This window comes from Legionella sainthelensi (genome assembly GCF_900637685.1).
Taxonomy (GTDB): Bacteria; Pseudomonadota; Gammaproteobacteria; order Legionellales; family Legionellaceae; genus Legionella; species Legionella sainthelensi.
Genome location: NZ_LR134388.1, coordinates 3706457 through 3731729 on the forward strand (window position 1 = coordinate 3706457; position 25273 = coordinate 3731729).

Here is a 25273-nt window from a genome sequence, read left to right on the forward strand (position 1 = left end):
CCTCTACCTCTTTTGTGAGGGTTCTATATTAAAACCAATGCGTTTATTATTGATGTCTTAAGTTTACTAGTTTCTATCATTGAATTACACTAAAACGAGTCGATGTAAATAATAATACCTTTATGGATAGTGTCCTTATACACACCAGAGCCTTGTTTTAAAAAATTAAAAACAATTCACCATAGATTAATAAAAATAAACTGAGTTATTTTGATGCAGCCACAATCATTAAAGATTGCCCTAATTACTGATAACTATTTCCCCCAGATAGGGGGAGTTGAATATTGTGTTGATGCCTTAGGAAGACATTTAGCCGCACTCGGACATGAAGTATGCATTATCACGCGTAAAAGAAAACATTACCCTCTAGAAGAGAGAAAAGGTTCTCTATTAATTAAACGAATTTCATACACTCAGATGTGTATGACGCTTTTGGGCTTTTCTCGTCAATATAATAAGTTTTTTGCTCAATTTGATATCATAAATGCTCATAGTTTGGGCTCCATATTAGCAGTACAAGCTCTTTTGCTGGCAAAAAAAATAAAAAAACCACATGTTTTGACAAGCCATTCCCTCTATCGAAATCTGGACAATCGTTTAATAAGAGGCTTCGCACTGTTAGTTAAACATGTGATTTGTGTCAGTCATGCCGTTATAGATAATATGAAATCTTTAAAAAAAAATGCGACCACTTACTATATTCCCAACGGGTTTGATATATTTTCTCCTAATGGAGCAGAAAAATCGGCCCCATTAATTAAAAAATCTGATGAACTCATAATAAGCACTGTATCCCGATTATCGAGCAAAAAAAAAGTTTCCCATTTTATCCTGGTTGCTTATGAATTGCTTAAAAAGCATAACAACCTAAAATTTTTTATAGTTGGGGATGGGCCACAAAGTACAAAACTACAACGAATGGCCAATCAATTAGGCATTGCGGAGTCTCTATTTTTTACTGGAAATATATCCCGAACTGCCGTATTCCATTTAATACAACAAACCGATATTTTTGTTTTAACCTCCCCTCACGAAGCATTTGGCATGGTTATATTAGAAGCAATTTATCACAAGGTTCCTACCGTTGCTTATGCCAATAATGGAATTTCTGACATAATTTCTTCAGAAAAAGCAGGATTTTTAGTTTCCTCAATGCCTGAAATGATAGAAAAAATAATCCAACTTATTCATGATGAAACATTACGCTCTGAATTAGGAGAGAATGCACACCCATTACTCAATAAATTTAAATGGGAGGATATTGCGAAACAAACTTTATCTGTTTACTATAGATTATTGATTTCTTCTCATCCTCAAGGGATATCACTTACAGAGGGAAAAAAACTATAAGGAAGCTCCATTGATATCACGACTTATCAATTATTTTCATTTTTTAAGATGCCATTTAAAAATCACCCCCCAAATCAATAGCACAAACATTCAAAAAGATGTCATTGTGACACTCACTACGACTCCAAAACGCATCAATAAAATATGGCCCACGTTAAACTCCATTGCGTTACAATCGCAACAACCTGAAAAAATTATGTTGTGGATTCCCAAGCGATTTAAACGCTTTGCAAATCAATCTATTTCTCAGCTCCCTAATTTTATAAAAAAATACCCCAACGTTTTTATCCAATACATTGAATATGATTATGGCCCTGCTTCAAAATTATTGCCTTGTTTAGAATTTTTTGCACAACAAAATAAAAAATTAATTATCATTGATGACGATAGAATCTATCCTCCTCATTTTATTCGCGATCTATTGCATTACGAACAATTGGATCCTAATGCAGCGATTGGAATAGCAGGAACCGTGATGCACGGTTCACTACGCTACGAATATAGAGCAACTAAAAAAATGACTTTAGTGGATGTACTCCTGGGATATAACGGTGTATTGGTGAAACCAATGTTCTTTTCAGAAGATATTTTTCATTATCCTCCTAATTTACCTGAAGCATTTTTTGAAGATGATGTCTGGATTAGTGGGCATTTACAGAAAAAAGATATACGACGAATTCTGATTCCTTCATTACCCGGATGGCAAAGTATCATTCTCGGAAATAAACGCTCAATGGGATTATGTATGCATGAAAATAAGAATAAAAATAATTTTAACCGCGTTTTTCATCACTTGTTTGAACGGTAACTCATTATGAAGAAAAAAATTCCTATTTTCTATTATCATTCTATTGGTGGTAGTGGACCGGAAACATTAAATTTACGATATTTTAATGCACATTTAGATGCATTAAAAGCCCAAGCGTATACCACAATTACCCTCGCTGATTTATTTAAAGAAAATTTTGATGCAACAAAAAAAAATGCCGTATTAACCTTTGATGATGGCTTATTGGATAATTATGAAAATGCGTTACCTTTGTTAAATGAATATGGTTTTGTTGGCACTTTTTTTGTAGTCCCAGGGTTTGATGAAATAACACGTTGGGTGCATCCAGGTAAAAGAAAATGGAGTAATGTAAAAAAAACGGGGTATACAATACCCTTTAAAAATATGCAAAAAAACCACAGAAAAGCATTATTAGATGCTGGAATGGAAATTGGTTCACACAGCTTTTCTCATCCCAAACTTCATCTGATTGATCCAAAAAATCTTGCTTATGAAATTTCTGACTCCAAAAAATATTTAGAAGATGAGCTGGGGATTGCCATTGAAACGTTCTGCTATCCCTACGGAGGTTATAATGCCGAAGTAGTAAACATCGTAAAAAACGCCGGTTATCTTGGCGCTACAACCACATGGCCTGGCTATTATAATGCAGAAAAATCTCTTTTTAAGACTAATCGGTTCTTAGTTGAAAATCCAATCTTTTTCTCTGAAGTACTAAAGGGAAACGGGGTATCTGCCTACGCTTATTTGAAGTCAAAATTTTTAACTCACAGAATAAATAAACGTAAATTTTAATTTTATCAAAATAATTAAGATGCCTGTTTTCATTGAAACAAATTGTAATATAATTTATTCTTTGGTGTTCAGGACTTTAAAAACTGTTATTCAAGTTTGTTATATGGAGATTTCATGTCATTGGATGTCATACATTGTGAAAAATCCAATCATTTTCGCGATTTTTTAAATGTCTCTTATAGATTATATAAAAATGATCAAAATTGGGTTCCTCCCCTGCAAATTGTAACAAAACGTATTTTAAATAAAAAAAATCCCTTTTATAAAAAAGCTGAAATTAGTTTATGGGTTGCTTATAAAAATAACATTCCTGTAGGCAGAATCGCAGGCATCATTAATCAGACCCACAACAATTTTTATAAAGAAAATATTGCTTTTTGGGGATTTTTTGAGGCCGAAAATAGCCATGAAGTAACCCAAGCTCTTTTCAAAAAAATAGAGGAATGGGCCTCTTTTCACCGTGTTGGGAAAATTCGTGGCCCAATGAATCCATCAATTAACTATGAATGTGGATTGCAAATTTCTGCTTTTGATACCAAGCCTTTTTTTATGATGCCCCAAAATCCTGAATATTACATCTCATTAATAGAAAATCAGGGCTATGAAAAAATCCAAGACCTCCAGGCATGGAGCATCAATGTAGATCAAGCAAAGATCGAACCTAAAAAAATTAGGGTCATGAATGCGATACAAAAAAAATATGACATTAGTATTCGATGTGCCAACATAAAGTCTTTTACGGATGAGATAAAATTAATTTCAAAAATTTATAATGAGGCTTGGTGTGAAAATTGGGGTTACTTACCCTTGGATTTAGAGGAGTTTCATTATTTAATTTCAGATTTAAAATCCATTATCGATCCTGGTTTGATTTACATAGCGGAAATAGCTGGAGAACCTTGCGGCTTTTCAGTAGGCATTCCAGATCTCAATCAAGTACTATTACCCAATCGTACTGGAAAGTTATTATCCATGCATTTTCTAAAGTTAATTTGGCAGATTAAGATAAAAAAAGCGATTAATCAATTTCGTATCCCTTTGCTTGGCGTGTCAAAAAAATACCAACATCTTCCCATTGGTGCCATGTTATATTATGAATATATTAAAAGAATCCCTCCACAAGCCCAATTTTTTGAGGCTGAATGTTCATGGATACTAGAAAACAACCACGCTATGAAAGCGGGACTTAAACTAATTAATGCCACGCACTATAAAACTTATCGTATTTACGAAAAAAATTTATAAGATGGACAACACTTAATGCAAAACTTTATTTCGATCATTGATGCTCTAAAAGAACATGTAACAGAATATCCAGATTTTATTGCGATTAAATTTTTGACTCAAAAGGGCTATGAGATACTGACTTATAAAGAACTCGATCAGCAGGCACGCAGATTGGCACATCAGCTACAGCAACATGGCACCTATGATAACGAATGTGCCGTAATTCTGTTACCACCGGGGTTAGAATATATTGTCGCTTTTTTTGCCTGCCTCTATGCAGGTGTAATTGCCGTTCCTGTATATCCTCCACGAAGAAATCAGCATAAAAATAGAGTATTTTCTATTCTTGAAGACTCTCAAGCAAAATTTATAATTACGAATAACTCTCTTGCCCCTGAGTTTATTGATCATACTGTTATTGATGTTGACTCAATGGATAAAGAGTTATCTACGGAATATCTTTTTGAGCCTATTGAGCAAAATAAAATTGCTTTTTTGCAATATACTTCAGGCTCTACAAACACGCCTAAAGGTGTATTTATAAGCCATTTAAATCTTGTAGCAAATATAAAAACAATAATAAATATTTCTCCTTCCAGTGATAGTGACAGGAACAAAGTGTGTTCATGGTTACCCCCCTACCATGATATGGGTTTGATCGGATGCATTCTCACTCCTTTGTATAAAAGAGTTGAGCTTATCTTAATGGCTCCCGCTTATTTTTTAAACTCACCCATACGTTGGCTAGAGGTGATTAGCCAAGAGCGAATCACCATAACCTGTGTACCTAATTTTGCTTTTGATTATTGCGTATCAAAAATCACCGACCCCCAAATAAAGCAATTAGATCTGAGTAGTTTGCAATGTATTTATAATGGCTCTGAACCTATTCAATTCGACTCAGTGCAGCAATTTATTAATAAATTTTCTTCCGCAGGTCTTTCCCCACAAGCGATACATTCATGCTATGGTCTTGCTGAAGCCACTTTAATGTTAACAGCGAAGCAATTTTGCGACGCGAACAACTCCTTAAAGCTAATCAAATCTGATTTTGAGTTAGGCAAAATATCTATTCCACTTGAAGAGTCGGAGCATTCCACTGTGCGCGTAATCAACTGTGGTAAATGTCAATCCGATCATTCCATTCGTATCGTTAATCCCAATACATTAACTGAATTACCTGAACAAACTCTTGGTGAAATCTGGGCAAGTGGCCCCAGTATTGCCAAAGGCTATTGGAATAAAGTAAAGCTCACAAAAACCACTTTTGGAAATCAATTAGAGGACACCCCTGGTGTCACTTATTTAAGAACAGGAGATCTTGGCTTCCTCAATCAAGGGGATTTATACGTCACCGGAAGAATTAAAGACTTAATCATTATTCGAGGCAAAAATTATTATCCGCAAGACATCGAGCAAGCAATTACCCAAAGCCACCGTGCATTTGATACACAAAGTGCAGCAGCATTCACGGTAGAAATTCAAGAAAGACAAGAGCTCATTGTCATACAAGAAATTAGACGCGAAGCCATCAACACTATAGAACCTGACTTATTATTTTCTGAAATCCAGGCGCTATTGCTCGATCAATTTGGATTGGTACCTTACTCTATTGTTTTAGTTAAACCCTATTCATTACCTAAAACATCAAGCGGAAAGATTCAACGTTGGCTTGCTCGCAAGGCATTCCTTGATAAAACGTTAAAAAGCATCGCGTGTTGGGAGAAGAATTCCAAAAATCAAACCGGCACTATTTCTCTAACCTCATCTACAACTGAAATAAAAAAATGGTTGAATGATTGGATGATGAGACGTCTTAATATGGAATTGACAGATCATGATTATGAAAAGTCCGTCGTCGCCTTAGGGATTAACTCAATTGCTGCAGTAGAATTATCTAATGATTTACAGAGTAAAACAGGCCAACAATTTGAATTATTGCCTCTCTTTGAACAATATACTTTAAACCAACTCATCACCTTTTTGTCAGATAATTCTCCTATCAACGATTTAAAATGGAATCAAAACATTACAATTGCGGAGCCATTAGTTGACAGCTTACTAAACAATCACTCCTCTAAAAGCAATGCATCAGTTAAGTTGATTGATCCTCCATCCACGTTTGGATTACGAAATGCAATACAAAATCCTGATTTGAATTTGGATGATGAATTTATTGGCACTTTAAAAAGCATTTACTTTAATGTTAATGAAGGTATATCAAACAATACTACTGTAATCGATGGAAAAGCCTATATTAATTATTCGGGATATAACTATTTAGGTTTATCTGGTGATCCTCGTATTAGCGAAGCGGTTATTGCTGCTGTAAAAGAATGGGGAACTTCTGTTTCTGCCAGCCGCTTGGTTTCTGGTGAAAAATCACTTCATGGAAGCTTAGAAAAGGCGATTGCACGCTTAATTGGTGCTGAGGATTGTCTTGTATTTCCTTCTGGATATTCAACCAACATCACTGTTATTACTCATTTATTTGGCAAAAATGATCTTATTATTCATGACGAACTGGCTCACAACAGTATTATCCAAGCGTCAGTATTTTCTGGGGCAGAACGTATTGCCTTTCCACACAACAATTATCAATTTCTCTTTGATTTTCTTGAAAAATATCGTGACCACTATAGAAAAGTACTAGTTGTGACAGAAGGAATCTTTAGCATGGACGGAGATATTGCTGATGTTCCCAGACTTGTCGCGATTAAAAAACAATTTAATGCCTTTTTAATGATCGATGAAGCACATTCTATAGGCGTGTTAGGAAAGACCGGTAAAGGAATTCGTGAATATTATCATTTAGATGCTAAAGACGTTGATATTTGGATGGGGACTCTCAGTAAATCGTTTGCCAGCTGCGGTGGTTATATCGCAGGGACTCATGAATTAATTGAAAATCTTAAGTATACCGCAGCAGGCTTTGTTTATTCAGCAGGAATATCGCCTGCAAACACAGCCGCAGCCTTAGCCGCGATTGAGGTGATGCAAAAAGAACCCCAGCGCGTAGATTTGCTTCATGACAGACATAGCCTTTTATTATCTTTATTAAAAGAACAAAACCTTCCAACTGGGTTAAGCAATAACACCCCAATTATTCCAATTATTGTTGGCAACGACTTAGCAGCAATACAACTAAGTCATTACTTAAAGGAAAATCATATTTTAGCTTTACCTATTATCTATCCCGCAGTTGAAAAGAATTTAGCAAGAATCAGATTATTTGTGAATTGCTTACATACAGATGAGCAGATTTACAAGACCGTTAATTTATTGAGGGAAAAAATTCTAAAACCCAAGTTACAAAAAAGTCCTGCGCAAACAGCATAATCTACGCCTTAAATGAACATGAGTTCGGAATAAGAAAACGGACCACTACCCTAGATGGATCTGGTGGCCCTACATCCTTATCCATAAAACTTGTTGTCCTGGATCTTCTGTTTTGACAGAAAACGGCTATTTTTTGTATTTACAAAAATTGTTTCTAAACATATTAATAATAAGATGCTAGCGATGTTGCTATTAAAAAAGCAATTAATGCATACAAAAATCCAAATACCATATCAATGACGTAATGAAATCTTCCATAAATAGTACTAATTATCAATCCTATTCCAAAAGGTAAAATGTAATAAAATAGTGGGGTATGCAAATATCCTGTAGTTAACAAGATTACAGAGGCCACTCCCGTATGGCCACTAGGAAACGCTGTGCCTGTAGCTGAGCCATCCTGTAATAATTTATGCGTTGCTCTAAAGATAATACCATGACTGCGTCGATCCTTAATTTTTTCAAAAATATTACGAGGCCCGCAAACTGGAATAATACTGTGTGTGACATAACATGAAAAAAGTAATAATAGGATAGCAAATTGACATTCATAGAATGCTACAAATTCTTGTCTCAGATAAAAAAATAAGGGTACGCCATATATAAATAAATAAAAAAATAAATAGCATAAATGAAGAAATTCCGAGAGCACCAATGAATTTCCACGATTATTATGATGAAAATTCATCACCCACTTACAATATTTGCGCTCAAAATGGATGAATTGATCATCATAATGAATTTTATTCAATGCAGTCGTAAGTATCTCTGTTTCTCTATAAAATAGAGGCAAAAGCATTAAAGGAAGCCAATCGTATACAATTTTTAAAACATATGAATCAATCGGTTTTAAAAACGGAAAAACCTCCCATAAAATAATAAAGCAATTTATGAGGATGTAAAAATGGCGTAATTTTTTTTGTTCCGAATTAGATATTATTAAGATAAAAGTTGCTATAAGAACATAACTAATCACCAAAAGAGCTACTACTAACATCACTTAATCCTAATTGAACGGTCTTGTATTATCATCTTGCTTGCAACAATTTACGTAAGCCCACGCACCAAAGGGCCGACACACTCCTTAAACAAATACCAATTCACACTGATTTATGTTTGTTAGCATGATAAATCGTTAAAAAAATTGTTTGTATTATGGTGAGTGTTGACAAAGAAATTAAAAGAATTAATAAAACCCCTGCCCAATAAGAGCTAAATAAAGAGGTTATCAAAATTCCTATCATGAAAAAAAGCATTTCTCCTCGATTCATAACCCGCCAGATTAGTGTTTCATTATCATCAGATACTGCCCCACGGTGATTTGCATAAGCCACGATAAACGAAGGTAAAATCACAACAAAGGAGGTAATGCAGATTAATTGATCCAAACTTAAATAAAAGGCTTTAATATTACAAAAAAATAAGAAAAAATAATTGCGAAATCGACAAAGCGATCAATCGTTCCGTCCACAAATGCTCCTAAGCTCGATGCTTTATTGCGAGCTCGTGCGACTGAACCATCAATCACATCAAAAATACCCGCTAAAAGAAAAAGCAAAATGGCAATAACGTAATAATGATAATAAGAGCAAAAAACAGCAATTGTCGCTAAGATTAAAGAGTTTATTGTATAAAATCCTGCAGGAAAAGGACTATATTTTGCAAAAAACGCACCGAGAAGCATTGACGTTTTTTGCCAAACCCGTGATTTTTCTTTTATCATGATTAAATCCAATTAAACATATAAAATGATTCGGTTTTATAACAACACGAGAAATAACCATCCTATTTATACTGTAAGATAATAACAAACAATTATACAACCGTCATCTTGTAGCGTAGTACAGATTGCTTTGAAACAATTTATTTTTCAAGAACTATTTCCTTATAGGTTCATGATGTGTTTGATAATTGGTTAACTTACTCGATAATTAATGCTAAAGTGTATGATTTTTTTGATAATTACAATAATTTAACATCAGTTATGGATAAGGATATAATCATAACAGTCACTATCTATTCTGACATTAATTTATGTCTAAAAGAGCCTAATTAAAATGAATAAAAAGACAATATTAATTACAGGCGCAAGTCGTGGTATAGGCAAGCAATTAGCACTCCAATATGCCTCAGCAGATGTAAATTTAATCCTGATTGCCAGAGATCTTAAAAAACTGATGCCTGTTGCCCAATATTGCCAGGAGCAAGGAGCTCATACGATTTATGAAAGCATTAATGTCCAGGATACCTGTTTGTTAAAAGAATTCATTATCGATGTCGATAGCAAAACACCTATTGATTTGGTCATTGCTAATGCTGGAGTCTCTTCAACGTTACAAGCGAATTGGCAACCTGAAAAGGAAGAGGATGTTAGCCAAGTAATTGCCATTAATTTGCAAGGGACTATGAATACAGTAAATCCATTGATTCCCAAAATGATGGCACGAAAAAAAGGACAGATCGCCATGATGAGCTCCATTGCTGGATTACGCGGCCTACCCCAATCGCCAAGCTACTGTGCCAGTAAAGCTGCTCTTCATATATACGGCCAATCCTTGCGTGCCTGGCTTATACGATACCAAATCCATGTTAATGTGATTTGTCCTGGTTATGTAAAGACAGATATGTCGGATAGGCTTACCGGACTTAAACCGTTCTTAGTTCCCTGCGAAAAAGCTGCAAAAATTATTCAAAAAGGGTTACTAAAGAATAAAGCATCTATTGTCTTTCCATTGCCTTTACACTGGCTTATCAAATTGTCGCAATTACTTCCCTCAAGACCTGTGGATGCAATTTTAAATCGATTTGAATCCTATATTAATTATTAACCAATCTTCTATTGGTTTATTTGCGTAAAACAATGAGAATTCATGGTTCTATTCGTCTTGGCCAAAATGTTTTATAATAATTTTGAAAAATTGCTAAAATAAGTATTTGTCCTATGGAAAGACTCTTAAATTTTATGGAAAAAAATTTTATCATTAACCAGCTTTCTCTGAATTTTTTAGGTTTCTATAAAAAGAAAAAATTAATTTCAAAATTACATCAGCAGTTAAAACTATTTTTTTTAAAAAACGAAAAACTCGAGTTTATTGTATCTGCTGAACCTGATATTTCCGTTATCTTGGTGCTTTACAATCAAGCACAATTCACTCTAGAGTGCCTACGCCTAATACAACAACAAAGAAATATATCCTATGAAATTGTTATTATTGACAATTCATCAAGTGACTTAACTCATTCCTTGTTAAGTTGCTGTCATAATGTCGTGGTCGTTAAAAACGCTCAAAATGTTGGATTTCTGCAGGCCGCTAACCAAGGGGCTCAAATTGCTAAAGGTAAAAATTTGTTGTTCCTTAATAATGACATCTGGCAATTAAATCCAGATGCTTTTGCTATTGCATTAAGTACACTAAACAGGGACAGCAACGTTGGTGCTATAGGCGGTAAAATCATTCTTCCAAATGGTTCACTCCAAGAGGCTGGCGTATTCGTGTCACAAGAAGGGATTCATCAATATGGTCGCGGAAAAAAACCTGATATTTTTGAGGTTAACTTTCAAAGACATGTGGATTACTGTTCTGGGCTATTTTTATTAACGCCCAAACATTTATTTCAAAATCTAGGCGGTTTCGATGAACGCTACAGTCCAGCCTACTGTGAGGATTGTGACTATTGCGTGAGAGTAAATCTTGCAGGATTCAAAGTGCTTTACGAGCCAAGAATAGTGGTGGGACATATTGAGGGAGGCAGTGCCATTAAAAAAAATATGCCCGTACTCTCTATAAAAAAAATATTGTTCTATTTAATAAAAAACATGCACACTGGCTACAAACATTCATGCATTTGTCCGACTTTTCAAGCTTTACATCCAGTAGTGTATTGATTTCCAGATATCATAAACGTGATTGCAAACGTCTACTGTTTATTGGCAATAAAATACCTTCTCAACATACATTAAATCTTATGAAATCAGCTTGCGACGCAGGACATGCAGTAAGTTTTTATCCGCTAAACAAACTCTCTCTCTCGTGGGATAAAATTTATAGCCTATTTGATACTCGAATCGAAGTATGTAACAGTCTGGAACGACCTGATTTAGATAATTTTATTTCTAGCAGAAGAAATTACTATAACAACATAGTTGATGAAAATGGGAATGGGAACGAATGGGTAAAATATTCTCCGTTTCTTACTCATCTCCTTTAACTCCTTGTAGATATTTATGAAATTGATTCTTGATATAACAAGAATGTTAGGTACCCTAATTACAGGACGCTACTCCGGAATAGGAGTAGATAGGGTTTTGTTGGCCTATATTCAAAACTATAGGGGCAACTCACAGGCATTTATTAAGTTTGGAGCGGTTAATTGTGTTTACTCACAAAAAACTTCGACTGCTTTATTCGATTATTTAGTTGAAGTAGTGGCAGGTAATCAGACCCTTAAACAATCAATAATAACCAAGTTTTTGATGTGTAAAAGGAACAATCAGGATCTCTCTAACAGTATTTACTTACATATTGATCAAGAGCCTTATAATTCGACTCTCTTTAAACAACTAAACATTCCTATTGTGTATATGGTACACGATCTTATCCCTCTTTATTATGCAGAATATAGTGTTCCGAAATATATAAATAAACATGCTCATTTTATAGAAAACTGCATCCATCATGGGGCTGGCATTATTACTAACTCTCAAAGCACATTAAATGAATTCCGCGCCTACCATAAAGGAGCACAAAAGCGGTTTTCTCATACTCTTGCAGCGCCTCTTGCATCAGGTCTATCACCAGAGACTCCCCCTGAATCACGAATTATTCCTGAACCCTATTTTGTAGTGCTTTCAACTATAGAAGGACGAAAAAATCACCTACCCCTGTTGCATATTTGGCGATATTTCGTAGAGCACCTTGCTTCAGCGACACCCAAACTTGTTCTTATTGGAAAGAGGGGTTGGCGATGCGGACAAGTACTTGATTTATTAGATCATTGCAAACAAATAAAACCGTTTATTGTTGAAGAACACACTTGTTCGGATCAGAAGTTAATAACTTATCTCCATCACGCACAAGCATTACTTTTTCCTACCTTTACTGAAGGCTATGGCTTACCACTGATAGAAGCTCTTTCGAATGGAACACCGGTTATTGCAAGTGACATCCCCGTGTTTCGGGAAATTGCTGGCGATATTCCAGAATATATTCACCCACTCGATACGCTAAAATGGATGGAGATGATTGAAGCATACAGTAAGCAGGATAATTTCATGAGGGTATCCCAATTAGAGCGCATAAAGTCCTTTAAAATACCCACCTGGAATGATCATTTTCAAAAAGTGACTCCATTTTTACAAAAAATATCTGAAACGTATCATAGAGCTCCACTTATTTAAAATTTATTAGAGTGTGTTGATAATTCATACCCTAGTAAAATTAGCACCATATTCTTATTTTTCAATTCAAGTGATACTATTTGAGCACTATGTCTTAGAAAATCATTCTAAAAGGGAGTCAGAATGAAGTTATATGAGCTACGGCAACTATTAAACGAATACGATCAAACATGGTATGCACGTAAACCGATTTATGGTGATCATGAGAGGGCCCAAAAACTAAGACAATACTTAAAAAAATTTGCTACGAAGCACGATGCTTTTGAATTAACCCCGGTCGATATTTTTAATCTGCTTCAAAAAATTCCTGAAATTACTGCTACAAACAGTCAATTAAAACTCATGCAATCCATAAGAAAAAAGCTTGATAAACATGACTTATTGGATATTTACGTGGTTTTAAATAGTTCAGGAATGATTCATGAAAATAATTTTCCAACTATTTACGCTCTTTCCATTGAAGGCCGCTCTCTTTTACACCGCTTATTTTGTGGCTTGCAATCACAACGAATTCGGTTAAATCGAGAAATTCTTACAACAGTTTTAACACTCGTCGCACAACAACCGCATTATTGTGAGAGTATTGAGAAATCTTTAAGATTTTTAGAGCGTAAAAGTCGCCTCACATCCACTGCACTCAACCTACTTACAAGCAAAGCGAACGAATTAGCTACAGTTGCCACGTTATTTCAAGAGCTTGATAAAGCCAATTGTTTCGATGATGACTCTTTAAAACATTTTTTGGCTCGAGAATCTCTATATTCGATTGATACCGTAATTTCATTATTAAATCGTGCAAAAATTGCGCTTGATGAAGCGCTGATTCAAAGAATAAGTACAAATAAGCACCTTCATTTTCTCTGTGACTCTCTATCCATCTTACTGAACGCTAAAGATTTTCATCTAAAAATGGAACATGTAACATTACTCTTAAAACAAGATTTTACTTTTTTTATAGGGAAAAATTCGGTTTTCAAATTACTTTTGGAGAATGACCTACTTGACCACCAAGCATTTGAGCATGTTTGTACCCAAGATGTTTTTTCATTTGGACAAATATTAGAAATCTTATCGGAAAAATCCTTGCTAAAGGATAATCAAGAAATAACTCATAAACTTATCACTAAAGAGCTTGATAGCTACCGACTCTATAGGGCCATTAGTTATTTAAAGACAGCCAATCTGTTAGACCAAAACACGCTCACTTCATGCTTTAATTTAATGTTAATAAAGACCAAGAGGGAATTATTTAAGACCGATGTTTTTAATTTATTTGAATTATTCGAGAAAAGCCATTTTTATGTGAGGCAAGAAGAGTTCAACATTCTTTTTTCTTTATCGGATGCCAATTTGCACCGATTTTACGGAGTCCTTGCAGGACTTTGTAAAAGTGAACTGTTAGATCATCAGTCATTTGCAAAAGCATGGCAAAGAGTTACCGAAAAACTACCTCCAGTTTCTGAATCCGTAGTAACCAAAATAAGCAAGAAAGAAACAAACACATCCCGATCTGCGTTTTTATTAGACAACAAACACTCTTTTTTTAAAGAACATAGTGATTCCTATGAACGCGGTGGTTTTGGTAAAGTCAAAAAAGGTTACCCATTTCTCGATTCCGGCGAGCCTCTTTATGGAATTAAAAAATTAAACGAATCCGATCCGAACAAAGCTCTAAAAGCGGCAATTCGTGAAGTTAAATACCATCGTTTATTAGGAAGAGAAGCATTTTATTTCTCCCAAAAAGGAAAGGCACATATTGTTTCTGAATGGCAACGCGAACTCAGCTTAGATCATTATGATGCCAATGAGCTATTACAAATACCCATGGAAAAAAGATTGCGCTGTTTAAGCTCGGGCTTATCTGATCTCAATACCTTACACCAACACTATCGCATCCATGGAGATATTAAATGCCAGAATTTTATTCTAAATTTAAACAAGGAATCAATGAAGCTTATTGATTTTGGAACCTCTCATAAAAGAGGATCGACTAAATCATTTGGGTGGACTGCAGCGTATAGCGACCCTCATACTTTTGGCGATCATTTCTGCAAAGATTTGTATGCCATGGGTCTTGTCACAATGTATTTATTTCCGGAAATTTATAGCGTTTCTTTTGAGAATGGAAAGGCAAACATTGCAACTCATCAATCTGAGATCACTATAACCGAACAAGCTATTGTTAATCTTGTGCAGGCAATGATGCATTCTGATCCTCACTTAAGATGTACTAGCGAGCATGCATTAAACTATTGTAATGAGCTCATCAACCAGTTTAATCAAATAGACGATTCACTTCTAGAGGCTCTAACCAACTCAAGTATTAATTGTGCTCACTCCACTCTTGAGGATAAACTCCGTAGGTGATTGACAACTGTTGGAATAAATAACAAAATTAGCAAATTTGAGACACTCAAATTAATCTTGCATTAAATTAAAGAGACCAGCTCATTCTGAAATTGACTAAATATTTAGAGATTTTTATGGAATCAAAATATGATTTACCTACTCTGAGCAAACCTTTCCCGCTGCAAAAGCGAGTTGCGCTGTTTAAAAATTTAATGGAAGAACATCCAGATATTCGTCCTGAAGTAATTCCATCAAAAAGTGTCAGACGAATGTTCGATCATGATTTAGCCTATGTAAAACAGGCGTTAACTCAATGGGAAACTTACACTGGACGTTCGCAAAATGCGCAGAAAAACATAAATGCTTTTTTTGATAATCTGGAATTAAAAGAAACCATGAGTTTTGTGGAACATGCTTATTACTGTTTTTGCTTGTCTGCTTTTATTTCAGGAATAGAGCCAGAACAATTAGATGTGGAATATAAGAAACAGCTAAAAACTATGGTTTATGGCGTAGTACATCCACTGGGTGACTGGAGCATTAAAACTGAGTTAGAAAATCAAGATTACTCGAAATTCATTTGTCATGTATCAATGTCTGGGCTAGTCAAAATAGAAGATATTAATCAAATGACTAGTTTTAGAGTTGATGAGCAATTACCTTTTTGCGGTATTCGTGTTCTTGCCGTTGCCTGTGGGGAGCATGTCTCTTTTGACGGGGTAAAAACCCTGAGCGTAGATGGAGTGACTCGAGAAACCCGCTCCTTAGAGGTGCTAAAACATGATCTCATTCATGCTGGCTTTTTAAAGCGTCATTATCAGAAGGATGTATCTGATTTTTGGCAGCGATTTACACGAGTGGGATTATTGTTTGAGCAAATTTATAATGATCAAACACTTCAAGAAAACTCTCTGTTGAAAAATAAGGTAGAAGCAGCTTTGTTTTTCTTTTTGCACGAGCACACCACCTCTATTTATGTAGATGGCATCCCTGAAAAGCTACCGAGAAAACATTTACGTATAGGCAATAAATACGCTATGGAATCACAAATATTACTGCGAGCAGCGACAAAAACGCACCTGACTCCAACCTTATTTATCAATGAAGTAGAAGTAGAATTAAGTATTTTAAGAAGTTTAAAAATAATTGATTTAAGTGATGAAGAAATCAATTTATTCAATGAACATGATCTTGTTGTCATGATGATGGACGCATTACAAGAAGGCTATCAATATTTAAGTCAGTATAACGCTTTTTACAATAAGACTCATCCCAAGCATTGGCCGCTTCAGTTCATTCAAAGAGAAGTAGAGAGTATAAGTCATACGATAACCTCAGGGGTCTCTAGACCACACTTTTGGCGCTCAAAACCATCACCGTTACAATCCACAGAAAACGCTCCCAAAGAGAACGAGCAGAGACAATTAACACCATCAGATGGCCCTATAGGAAACATATGATCCCTCCAAATTATTTCAAAATAAGGTTACTTTCTATGAGAACTTATGTGTTCTTGCTTACTTTAATTTATTGCGTCTTTGTCCAAGCCAATCCTGTGATCACTTTTGAACGAGCCGGGTTTATTTGGACCGCTAATCTTGATGGCAGCAAGGCTAGAAAAATAACTGCAGGATATGTACCTGAAATTTCACCGGATGGAAAATACATTGCCTATAATACAGCCGACAATCAATCATCCAATCGTTATCTAGCAATAGTAGCGCTGAAATCTGGCAAAGTGACCCAATTGCAACATATACCCTCCCAAAATAACTTTAATCCCGTATGGTCTCCTGACAGTAAAAAATTATTATTCAATACCTTTATCGAAAATAATTGGTATCTGGCCCTCATCAATGCAGACAGCAGTGGTTATCGCCTACTAAAAAATACTCAAAATAAATACACTCCTGCTTGGGCTCAAGATGGAAAATCTTTTTTCAATCATGATCTTGATGCAATCTATTGGATGGATCTCGAAGGCATGCTCCTAAAAAAATGGCCTCTCGACACCCTTATCCCTCACGGGAGCATGAGTAGCGCATCTCGAATTCAAGTTTCTCCTGATGGAAAAACACTGCTTATGGATGTAGATATGGATGAAGAAGTTCATGAAAAAACCTGGGAAGGGCCGCCTCCAGCATTATGGACACTTGATCTTAAATCAGGAAAAACCATACGAATTACGCCCAAAGGAATGCTCGCATGGAGTCCTTTTTGGATTAATTCACACGAGTTTATTTTCCTAAAACAAGGAAAAAGCCGGCAAACCTTGGCATTATATCGTGGCTCGCTAAAAAGTCTGGAAGAGACCTTCTTATTAAACGATGTGCAAACACCTAGTATTTCATACTAGGTGGTACGAGTTAACGAAGATCTTTTCATAGTGATCTTGTCTGGCTCCACCTTCACATGATAGCTTAAGAAGACACTGACTAGGGTCTGGTGACAATTCAGTTTACGGCGTCCCAGGGATAAACCATAGGGTGTCGGATCCTGGAAGACGACTTGCCTTAGACCGTAATATTTTTTTCTTTTAACAGCCAGAATTAACATAAGAAGTGGACGCCATGGCACAAATGAAAACTCTACTCTTCTGCTGTATTTTATTTTCCCAGATGCATCAGGCCTATGGAAAAACAGACAATAAGGTTCCAGTGGCACTTCATCATCAAAAAATTATTAATTATAAAGAAGATGATTTTATTATCGCTAAATATCACTTTACCAACGGTCAAAGCCTAGATAATCTGCGCATACATTATATTACATTAGGGACTCCTCAAAAAAATAATCAAGGCGAAATTACTAATGCTATTCTCTTTCTACACTGGACTGGTGGTAGTGGGAAAGAAATGTTTGAGCATTTTAAAAAAACACTATTAGAGTCAGGGAAGCCTTTTGATGCAAATAAGTACTTTTTAATTTTCCCTGATAATATAGGTCAAGGACAATCAAGCAAACCCAGCGATGGCTTACGCATGGCATTCCCCCATTATAATTATCATGATATGGTCGCATTGCAACATAGCCTAGTTACTGAACAATTAAAAATCTCTCATCTAAAAATGATTGTTGGTACTTCAATGGGAGGCATGCACTCTTGGATGTGGAGTGAGTTATATCCCGAGTTTATGGATGGAGTCATGCCTATTGTTTCCCTACCTCACGCCATCGATGGGCGAAACTTATTATGGCGACAAATCGTTATTAACAGTATCGAAAATGATCCATCGTGGCTTAACGGGAACTATAAGACTCCTCCTTATGGAATAAAATTAATATGGCCGTTAGTTGCAATGATGGTTGATGGTGTTCCTCATATGCAACATACCATTGCTCATACAAAAGATGCGACCAACTACATTGATAAAGCCATGTCAGACAGTACAAAACAAGATGCCAATAACATAATTTATGTAATGTCAGCGTCTAAAGATTACAACCCAGAACCATTGTTGCATACCATAAAAGCAAAGATATTTGCACTGGACTTCACTGATGATGCATTAGATTCACCTGAATTTTATCAAACATCCGAACTAATGAAGCGCGTAAAACAGGGGCAATGGATAATACAAAAGGGAACACCTTTATCGTATGGTCATTTTACTTTATTACATCCAGAATTATGGAGCGACCAAGCAGCGCGATTTGTGCAATGGGTGAATCAATAAAATATTAGGCTGTTAACAATCGATTCATATGGCCTAATTCATGGATTCGTGTCTTTTTCTCTCATTCCTTACTTCTTCTGAGTTATCGCGTTGATATACAAACTTATTTTTCTCAACGCTCAGTTCCTGTTCTGCATACGCACTTGGCGTTAAAATACACTGATTCTTAAATTCATCGCTAATATGATTAGCAACATAAGTTGATGCTTCAGCGCCCCCATGACCATCATAAACTCCAAGCAAAAAAGCTGGGGTATTATGCGTTATCGTTTGTATGGCAACACTAATATTATCGTATGAATTATTTGTTTTTGCCTTGTATGCCAATGCTTTTGCTATTTCTACTTCCGGTTGCTTTTTATTTGATTTCATAATTTCATGCAATGATTGATATAAGAATTGCTCATGATCTCTTTTAGTGTCACTATTTGCCCCATCAGTAAACCCATCGCAGGTTGTAATAATCTGTATCTTCCCAATTGTCTCGCGACTTAAGTTATATTTTTTTGCAAGATCACTAATACTTGTAATATCAATTGTTGCTTCGGAATAAACTCCATGTCGCTTGAGTAACTTATCACCAATAGCACGTGAAATAGCAAGTACACCATCAACCCTGTCCCCCACAACAGTTCCCCCTGCTTGCTCAATTCTCAGCGCTTCTTCTGGATTCGTAGGTTTATGAGTGACTGAGTTTAATCGGACCACTCCCAGGAGATGATCCTCTTTGTCATAAATTGCCGCAAAAGATGCAGCATCCGCTAAAGTTGCCGTAATTAAATTACCTCGTCCATCAAATACTGTAGTCGAAGCAGTGCTTCCATCAGTGTATTCTTTTTTTAAAATTTGCTCATCTAAAGTTCGATAAGTTGTCCATAAGCGTTTGCCAATTTCTTCTGGATTTAATGCACCAAAGGAGAGTTCCAATATTTCCCATATCAATGCATCTTCCTGGGCTGAGCGAAAAGGAAAATTTTGCATTTCAAAGTAGCCAAATGACATATGTTTATCCTGATACATGACATTTTCAGCTTCAGCTTCGTCATATTTTCCAGGATGAGAAATAATTTTGGGCACATTTAGTCCTAATTCGAGTCTGATTTGATAATTATAGATAAATGCATATGGAATCTGATAGTTATCAAATTTATTATTAATATAAACCTAATTTATGAAAATTTTTGATTTAATGACGCAAGATAGTTCAACATAAAACCAAAATGTCGGTCTTAAGAAACAATATTGCATTCATAAGGAAACCAAGGATAATAAGTTCTTTTACTCAGAGAGGAAGTAATATGCTGTCATTGGATAATGTAAAATCCTTCTTAAATGAAAAAACAGATTATTTGATTAATTGGAACAGGGTAGGAAACTTATTTTTTAGCAATCACCGCTACTCATCCCAAGAATTAATGGAGCGAGGTTTCGTCGTTACATGCACGGCGGCTGGTGGTTTTTTAGCCTGGAATAAAAGTGAAGAAGGAGGGGTTACACCATTTGCATTAGGTGCCTCACTAGCATTTCTTCTTTCTCATACGGTTATTATCTCTCCTTTAATCTATAAAAGATTAAAAGCAAAATGGAGTTGTGACGAGCACATTAAAACCATCAACAGTAAATTGAGTGAAGAAGATAAGGATTTTACCTTGTTAGTCAAGCAGGTGATCGATAAAATTATGACCCATGCCGCAGAGAAAAGCCCTTCTGCGATATGGGGGAAGAGGGATCGCTTGTTAAAAAATCTTGAAACATGGATAGACGAAGAAGATCATAGTATGCTCGATGAGGTTTTAAAGAATGAAGAAATAATTTCTCTTTTGGATAAAGGGAGTTTTCCCCGAACTGAATCATCCATGATAAAATCTCTGTAAGAGCTCCATTTAGCCCCTATAGCAATAGCATCAAAGAAGCTTATATTTCTATAAGGGCATTTTCTGCACAAATACCATTTTAGCAGTGCTCAAGAGTTTGTGATTAAGATACAGGTTATGCAAAAATTTATTCTTTTTCGAGTACAAAAATGTTTGATGAAGTAATCTCGGGTTTTATAAAAGGAGTATTTCGGTTTTTAGGATGGCTCATTATGGACGTAATTTTTGATCTTTTTATTGATCCATTTATTTATTCAACAGGCAAATTGACTCTCAGAGTAATTACTCTGGGACAATACCGCTTTGATAACCCCTCTCATCTGACAAAATTCTTCATTTACAGTGCCGGGGTTATCATCCTCCTTGCTGGACTATATTTGACATTTTATATAGCCTTTATGTTGATTAAAACCGCCTAAATGCATTATCCAATGCATGCATTCTGAGCTGGTACAAACTCTTCTGAGGGCTCTTTCATAATTTCGTAAACAGCGTCACGTAATTTTTCAGGAACATTAAGCGAAAAAATTGGTAAGATGTTTTCTTCATCATCTTGGTTTGTTGCAAGACAAATACTTTGCAGTTGTTTTGCAACACCATAATTGTCTTTTTGGTAATACGCAACATTTCTTCCTTCTGCCAAGCCAAAGCCTCTTCCCTCACCTACATAATAAAACCCTGCTTTCTCAATAAGTGCTTTAATTTTCTTGTATTTCATCACATGATCTGCTTTATTTAAAAGCATGGATTGTAATTAAAAATCAATTAACTCACAATCCTGTTGTTTATTTTATTAATAAAAATTGCGTCTTTGATGGTATATTAAAAAATACGGGGTTTAAGCTAAAGTCTGAATTTTCAACTTGCTTAAAAATTAAAAATGAATAATAGTTGAGTCAACTTCTACTTAATAGATTACAGAATCTCCTACGCAACACTTTTGGGAAATTCTACTTTTAACGGTTTTTATTTTGCGAGGGGTACCATCATGAGTAGTAAAAAATGTAATTGGCAAGCATATTGGGTTTATTCCATTATGATCCTTATTTTGCCTTCTATTGCTGATGCGAACAGAGAGCATTTTGAGCGCTATAGAAATGGGCCCGTAGAGCGACCCTACGAACATCACAATTACCAAAATAAGGTGATTAAGCACAATAATATCAATGTAAATAATGTGAATGTGAACAAAAACGTTAATGTCAATGTTCATGGAGGTGTAAAACCAGGACATTATTATTACAAAGGAAAGAATTACAACTATTACCATAACGGTAGATATTATAATTACCATTACAAGAATAATTATTACGTTTATTATCATAATGGCCGGTATTATAATTACTACCATAATAATAATTATTATGTTTATTACAATAATGGTCGCTATTACAATTACTTCTATAATGGCGCATATTATTTATACTTCATCAATGGCATTTATTATAACTACTTCTATAAGGGCAAATATTACAAAACGTGTGTGCCCGTACCTGGAAAACCTGCAGAAATGATCTGCCATTAAATCTTATGGGGCTTATCGAAAGCCTCTCTTAAGCAGTAAGAATCGTTGAATCAGATTCTTGGAGGTTGGCCCCTTAGCCAACCTCCATGCACTAAAAAAGCACTCTAAAAATATACCCGGCAACCTTGGCTGAAATAGTTTGATTCACTTTATGTTTAAGCATTTTAGCGGTACGCAGGATCAATTATAAGCATTGCTCCCTTGAGTTATAACTTCTTCGGATTCTGTTTACTGCATAAAAAGCAACTTGGACATGTCTTCGCCTGCGGAAGCACACCATAAAATATTTAATGCATCTTCATACTTCAAGGGTTTGATAATACAACCGGAGATATTTAAATCACTTGTCGCGAGCTTTTCCTCTGTCGTATAAGCACCAGTAAGCACGAACACTTTAACATCGGTAAAAGTAAAACCTTCTCTTAATTTTTTTAAAAAATCAATGCCATTCATTTGCGGTAAATTAAGATCGAGCAATATTACATTAGGCTTAATTTCAAGCTGCCCATTAAGTCCATACAACATATCCAGAGCATGTTCTCCATCCTTTGCAATAGCAATATTGATTGGCTTATTCATTTTCAGGAATTCACGCTGCATTGCCTTAATATCAACTTCATCATCTTCTACATACAAAATATCAACAGGAGTAGTCATGTTAAGCTCCCTTTCCTTTAACAGCTTAACTAGGGTTATAAATTTCTGTCTATAATACTTTAATTATAATACACACTGGTATAATAAATTGTTTTATGAGAAGAAAGAATGCATATGTTTTCATTAAGAGCCTCAGTGACTTTTATAATGAAAAATATTCATATGATGTAAAAATGTAATGTAAAAATTAACATTTAGTTCTAATTAACGACGTAAAAGATATTTCTATACCGTTTATTTTCGAGCTCACGTCAATTTAACTACCTTAGCCATACGGATTAACTTATTAATCTTCATTTCCAATGAGCTGCATTCTGTAACCAGTAAATTAAGCATCAAAGATAATAAATTTTCATCTTGTGGCGGTGTCTTGTCAAAAACAGCAAGTAAATTGCGTCTCCGCTTTAAAGTAAAAAGATTTTCTTCCAGTTTATTTAATGTGTTACTCAAAAACAGAAAGCTTTCTTTATCCTTGTCATTGATTTTAACTCCCTCATAAAGGATTAATGCGATTATTGAGGCATAATACCGAAAAATATGACGGAATGATTGCAGAATATCCGCAGCGACTTGAGTAAACTCAGAGTCCTTGCTTATTTCCACTTGCGCCTCATTAATTAATGTTTGAAAGCGAAGAATAAGCGCTAAAACATTTGATTCGCACTGAATTAAATGTTTGGATAGATCGGCTGTTGAATCATTTATGTTTGCAAGATAAGCAGATAAACCGGCATATTCGTTTAGAAATTTCTGCATCTCTAAAAGGAGCACTTTTGTAGCCCGGGTTGGAAAAAAAAACCGTAATGTAAAGATACCGATTAATATCCCAATAATTACATTAGTCGGTCGCATAAATACGAAGGTAAAATCATTATAATTAATCAGACAGATAGCGAGAGTGACGCAACCCAAAATGCCGATATAACTTTGTTTCGTTCCTAAAAATAAATAAGTATATAAAAAAATTCCTACGGCAAATCCAATAATATTCATAAGATAAGCATTATGAAAAAACAAAATAATAATAAGGCTATATATCGCACTGCTAATCGTGGCAATCGCCCGCATAGAACAGCGAGTTAATGAAGCGCCAATCGTTCGTTGCTCAAATAAAGCAATAAATAAAGAAATATAAACCCACGTAGGCTCAACAATATCAAAATAGGTTGTAATGATTAAAGCGATAATCATGCTAATGGCCATACGTGCGGCCATTATTGTTTTTTCGGAAGTCACTTCCATAAGAAAATTAATCCTTCAGAAAATTATATTTTGATAATGACATAACACGTTGCTCCAATAGGGAGCGGATAATGTTTGGCATCATAATCATCGATCTTAATTTGTACAGGAAAGCGCTGAGGCAAAAGGATCCAATTATTGGTATCATTGCTTACCGTTTGTAATTGCGTCTTAGGATTTGTCATTTGGCGGTTAGCGGCCCAAGCTCGAGATACTACAGTGCCATGATATAATTTTGTAGCAAAATACATTCTAGGAAGAATGTAGACTTTAGCGCCCGTTTTGACCATGCGCAAATCAATTTCTGTAAAATTAGCCTGTATGTAAAAATTATCGGTATCCACAAAAGAAAAGATGGGTTTATTAATTTCGATGGGCGCTCCCAAAGATAAATACATATTTTGAATACGGCCATTACTTTGAGCATAAACAGTCGTCTGCTCTAAATTAACTTTGGCATAACGCATTTTATAAATTAACGCTTTGATTTTGTGCTTTAGACTCTGAATATTTTTTTCATCAACGCTAATTTGCTGCTTTTGCATATTCACTTTGGCGAAACTACCACGATCGTCATAGTGTAAATCTTTAACGTTAATTTCAGATATCGCTCCTGATTTTAAAACTGCTTTATTTCGAAGATAATTTAAATGGATACGCTTATACTCTTGATCATACTGTATCAGTAATTGTTTATCTTTTTCTAATTGATGCTGTAAACTCTGAAGATCCACCTTCGCCGTATGAACCTCTTCAATGAGCCTATTGTAAGTGAGTTTGTAAGGCTCTTGAAAAACAGTAAATAAGGGTTGTCCCTTATGAACATATTGTTCGTTTTCCACATATAAATCCGTAATATATCCACTGACAATCGCAGCTACCGGGCGAACATTGGCAACAACAAAAGCATTATTAGTAAAGGGGATTAAAAAAGAGAAAAAATAATATAAAACTGCAAGTAAGACCAAGGAAAGTACAACTGTATAAGGTTTTAACTTTCGAAACTTTTGTGTTACCATTTTTTAATATCAGTCATGTTATTTTTATGGA

Annotated in this window: 21 protein-coding genes; 14 read left to right on the forward strand and 7 right to left on the reverse strand. The window is 35.2% G+C overall.

Going from position 1 to position 25273, the window contains the following annotated elements:
- Window positions 1–213: 213 nt before the first annotated feature.
- The 5 genes from EL220_RS16190 to EL220_RS16210 all read left to right on the forward strand — a co-directional run bounded on the left by EL220_RS16190 (window position 214) and on the right by EL220_RS16210 (window position 7501).
- Window positions 214–1350 carry a glycosyltransferase family 4 protein gene (locus tag EL220_RS16190; RefSeq protein ID WP_027272629.1) on the forward strand — a complete coding sequence of 379 codons (1137 nt, stop codon included), beginning with the start codon at window positions 214–216 and terminating at the stop codon, window positions 1348–1350.
- A gap of 10 nt (window positions 1351–1360) precedes the next feature.
- Complete coding sequence (locus tag EL220_RS16195) at window positions 1361–2158, forward strand: hypothetical protein (RefSeq protein ID WP_027272628.1); 798 nt, start codon at window positions 1361–1363, stop codon at window positions 2156–2158.
- A gap of 6 nt (window positions 2159–2164) precedes the next feature.
- Window positions 2165–2935: a polysaccharide deacetylase family protein gene (locus EL220_RS16200; RefSeq protein ID WP_051544811.1), complete on the forward strand. Its 771-nt coding sequence runs from the start codon at window positions 2165–2167 to the stop codon at window positions 2933–2935.
- Between the two features lie 114 nt (window positions 2936–3049).
- Window positions 3050–4180, forward strand: a complete 1131-nt coding sequence (locus EL220_RS16205) for a hypothetical protein (protein WP_051544810.1) — start codon at window positions 3050–3052, stop codon at window positions 4178–4180.
- A gap of 15 nt (window positions 4181–4195) precedes the next feature.
- Window positions 4196–7501, forward strand: a complete 3306-nt coding sequence (locus EL220_RS16210; RefSeq protein WP_051544809.1) for an aminotransferase class I/II-fold pyridoxal phosphate-dependent enzyme — start codon at window positions 4196–4198, stop codon at window positions 7499–7501.
- A 163-nt stretch (window positions 7502–7664) separates the two neighbouring features.
- Here the strand turns inward: EL220_RS16210 and EL220_RS16215 are convergent, their stop codons facing one another.
- The gene (locus tag EL220_RS16215) at window positions 7665–8498 is read right to left on the reverse strand and encodes a phosphatase PAP2 family protein (RefSeq protein WP_027272627.1); all 834 of its coding nucleotides are present in this window, start codon (window positions 8496–8498) and stop codon (window positions 7665–7667) included.
- A 393-nt stretch (window positions 8499–8891) separates the two neighbouring features.
- On the reverse strand, window positions 8892–9224 hold the full coding sequence (locus EL220_RS16220) for a CDP-alcohol phosphatidyltransferase family protein (RefSeq protein ID WP_197720970.1): 333 nt from the start codon (window positions 9222–9224) through the stop codon (window positions 8892–8894).
- Between the two features lie 334 nt (window positions 9225–9558).
- Here EL220_RS16220 and EL220_RS16225 point away from each other — a divergent pair, with 334 nt between their 5' ends.
- The 7 genes from EL220_RS16225 (at window position 9559) to EL220_RS16255 (ending at window position 18925) form a co-directional block, all read left to right on the forward strand.
- On the forward strand, window positions 9559–10329 hold the full coding sequence (locus tag EL220_RS16225) for an SDR family NAD(P)-dependent oxidoreductase (RefSeq protein WP_035906743.1): 771 nt from the start codon (window positions 9559–9561) through the stop codon (window positions 10327–10329).
- A 113-nt stretch (window positions 10330–10442) separates the two neighbouring features.
- The gene (locus EL220_RS16230; protein WP_128130947.1) at window positions 10443–11387 is read left to right on the forward strand and encodes a glycosyltransferase family 2 protein; all 945 of its coding nucleotides are present in this window, start codon (window positions 10443–10445) and stop codon (window positions 11385–11387) included.
- A gap of 339 nt (window positions 11388–11726) precedes the next feature.
- On the forward strand, window positions 11727–12899 hold the full coding sequence (locus tag EL220_RS16235) for a glycosyltransferase family 4 protein (protein ID WP_027272624.1): 1173 nt from the start codon (window positions 11727–11729) through the stop codon (window positions 12897–12899).
- A gap of 123 nt (window positions 12900–13022) precedes the next feature.
- A complete protein-coding gene (locus tag EL220_RS16240; protein ID WP_027272623.1) occupies window positions 13023–15266 on the forward strand; it encodes a protein kinase domain-containing protein in 2244 nt (747 codons plus the stop codon).
- 116 nt (window positions 15267–15382) lie between these two features.
- On the forward strand, window positions 15383–16708 hold the full coding sequence (locus tag EL220_RS19310) for a hypothetical protein (RefSeq protein WP_232002509.1): 1326 nt from the start codon (window positions 15383–15385) through the stop codon (window positions 16706–16708).
- 35 nt (window positions 16709–16743) lie between these two features.
- The gene (locus EL220_RS16250; RefSeq protein ID WP_027272622.1) at window positions 16744–17604 is read left to right on the forward strand and encodes a TolB-like translocation protein; all 861 of its coding nucleotides are present in this window, start codon (window positions 16744–16746) and stop codon (window positions 17602–17604) included.
- A 214-nt stretch (window positions 17605–17818) separates the two neighbouring features.
- Window positions 17819–18925 carry an alpha/beta fold hydrolase gene (locus EL220_RS16255; protein ID WP_027272621.1) on the forward strand — a complete coding sequence of 369 codons (1107 nt, stop codon included), beginning with the start codon at window positions 17819–17821 and terminating at the stop codon, window positions 18923–18925.
- A gap of 33 nt (window positions 18926–18958) precedes the next feature.
- On the opposite strand, the gene EL220_RS16260 is transcribed toward EL220_RS16255, so the two are convergent.
- Window positions 18959–20002, reverse strand: a complete 1044-nt coding sequence (locus EL220_RS16260) for a PP2C family serine/threonine-protein phosphatase (protein WP_232002510.1) — start codon at window positions 20000–20002, stop codon at window positions 18959–18961.
- 221 nt (window positions 20003–20223) lie between these two features.
- Here EL220_RS16260 and EL220_RS16265 point away from each other — a divergent pair, with 221 nt between their 5' ends.
- On the forward strand, window positions 20224–20799 hold the full coding sequence (locus tag EL220_RS16265; protein ID WP_027272619.1) for a hypothetical protein: 576 nt from the start codon (window positions 20224–20226) through the stop codon (window positions 20797–20799).
- A 424-nt stretch (window positions 20800–21223) separates the two neighbouring features.
- Here EL220_RS16265 and EL220_RS16275 read toward each other — a convergent pair whose 3' ends face one another.
- A complete protein-coding gene (locus EL220_RS16275; RefSeq protein ID WP_027272617.1) occupies window positions 21224–21517 on the reverse strand; it encodes a hypothetical protein in 294 nt (97 codons plus the stop codon).
- A gap of 270 nt (window positions 21518–21787) precedes the next feature.
- On the opposite strand from EL220_RS16275, the gene EL220_RS16280 reads away from it, so the two are divergent.
- The gene (locus EL220_RS16280; protein ID WP_027272616.1) at window positions 21788–22324 is read left to right on the forward strand and encodes a hypothetical protein; all 537 of its coding nucleotides are present in this window, start codon (window positions 21788–21790) and stop codon (window positions 22322–22324) included.
- Window positions 22325–22552: 228 nt separating this feature from the next.
- Here the strand turns inward: EL220_RS16280 and EL220_RS16285 are convergent, their stop codons facing one another.
- From EL220_RS16285 to EL220_RS16295, 3 genes are all read right to left on the reverse strand, one after another.
- Entirely contained in the window at window positions 22553–22981 is a 429-nt protein-coding gene (locus EL220_RS16285) for a response regulator (RefSeq protein WP_027272615.1), read from the reverse strand.
- Window positions 22982–23227: 246 nt separating this feature from the next.
- Complete coding sequence (locus tag EL220_RS16290; RefSeq protein ID WP_027272614.1) at window positions 23228–24223, reverse strand: FUSC family protein; 996 nt, start codon at window positions 24221–24223, stop codon at window positions 23228–23230.
- 23 nt (window positions 24224–24246) lie between these two features.
- On the reverse strand, window positions 24247–25242 hold the full coding sequence (locus tag EL220_RS16295; protein ID WP_027272613.1) for an HlyD family secretion protein: 996 nt from the start codon (window positions 25240–25242) through the stop codon (window positions 24247–24249).
- Between the last annotated feature and the right edge of the window lie 31 nt (window positions 25243–25273).

What these genes read in the sequence shown, in the direction of transcription:
- EL220_RS16225 (WP_035906743.1), top strand. Translation starts at nt 9,559, where the DNA reads ATGAATAAAAAGACAATATTAATTACAGGCGCAAGTCGTGGTATAGGC.
- EL220_RS16280 (WP_027272616.1), top strand. Translation starts at nt 21,788, where the DNA reads ATGAGTAGTAAAAAATGTAATTGGCAAGCATATTGGGTTTATTCCATT.
- EL220_RS16215 (WP_027272627.1), bottom strand. Translation starts at nt 8,498, where the DNA reads ATGTTAGTAGTAGCTCTTTTGGTGATTAGTTATGTTCTTATAGCAACT.
- EL220_RS16235 (WP_027272624.1), top strand. Translation starts at nt 11,727, where the DNA reads ATGAAATTGATTCTTGATATAACAAGAATGTTAGGTACCCTAATTACA.
- EL220_RS16285 (WP_027272615.1), bottom strand. Translation starts at nt 22,981, where the DNA reads ATGACTACTCCTGTTGATATTTTGTATGTAGAAGATGATGAAGTTGAT.
- EL220_RS16255 (WP_027272621.1), top strand. Translation starts at nt 17,819, where the DNA reads ATGGCACAAATGAAAACTCTACTCTTCTGCTGTATTTTATTTTCCCAG.
- EL220_RS16295 (WP_027272613.1), bottom strand. Translation starts at nt 25,242, where the DNA reads ATGGTAACACAAAAGTTTCGAAAGTTAAAACCTTATACAGTTGTACTT.
- EL220_RS16205 (WP_051544810.1), top strand. Translation starts at nt 3,050, where the DNA reads ATGTCATTGGATGTCATACATTGTGAAAAATCCAATCATTTTCGCGAT.
- EL220_RS19310 (WP_232002509.1), top strand. Translation starts at nt 15,383, where the DNA reads ATGGAATCAAAATATGATTTACCTACTCTGAGCAAACCTTTCCCGCTG.
- EL220_RS16265 (WP_027272619.1), top strand. Translation starts at nt 20,224, where the DNA reads ATGCTGTCATTGGATAATGTAAAATCCTTCTTAAATGAAAAAACAGAT.
- EL220_RS16210 (WP_051544809.1), top strand. Translation starts at nt 4,196, where the DNA reads ATGCAAAACTTTATTTCGATCATTGATGCTCTAAAAGAACATGTAACA.
- EL220_RS16230 (WP_128130947.1), top strand. Translation starts at nt 10,443, where the DNA reads ATGGAAAGACTCTTAAATTTTATGGAAAAAAATTTTATCATTAACCAG.
- EL220_RS16290 (WP_027272614.1), bottom strand. Translation starts at nt 24,223, where the DNA reads ATGGAAGTGACTTCCGAAAAAACAATAATGGCCGCACGTATGGCCATT.
- EL220_RS16240 (WP_027272623.1), top strand. Translation starts at nt 13,023, where the DNA reads ATGAAGTTATATGAGCTACGGCAACTATTAAACGAATACGATCAAACA.
- EL220_RS16200 (WP_051544811.1), top strand. Translation starts at nt 2,165, where the DNA reads ATGAAGAAAAAAATTCCTATTTTCTATTATCATTCTATTGGTGGTAGT.
- EL220_RS16190 (WP_027272629.1), top strand. Translation starts at nt 214, where the DNA reads ATGCAGCCACAATCATTAAAGATTGCCCTAATTACTGATAACTATTTC.
- EL220_RS16220 (WP_197720970.1), bottom strand. Translation starts at nt 9,224, where the DNA reads ATGATAAAAGAAAAATCACGGGTTTGGCAAAAAACGTCAATGCTTCTC.
- EL220_RS16250 (WP_027272622.1), top strand. Translation starts at nt 16,744, where the DNA reads ATGAGAACTTATGTGTTCTTGCTTACTTTAATTTATTGCGTCTTTGTC.
- EL220_RS16275 (WP_027272617.1), bottom strand. Translation starts at nt 21,517, where the DNA reads ATGAAATACAAGAAAATTAAAGCACTTATTGAGAAAGCAGGGTTTTAT.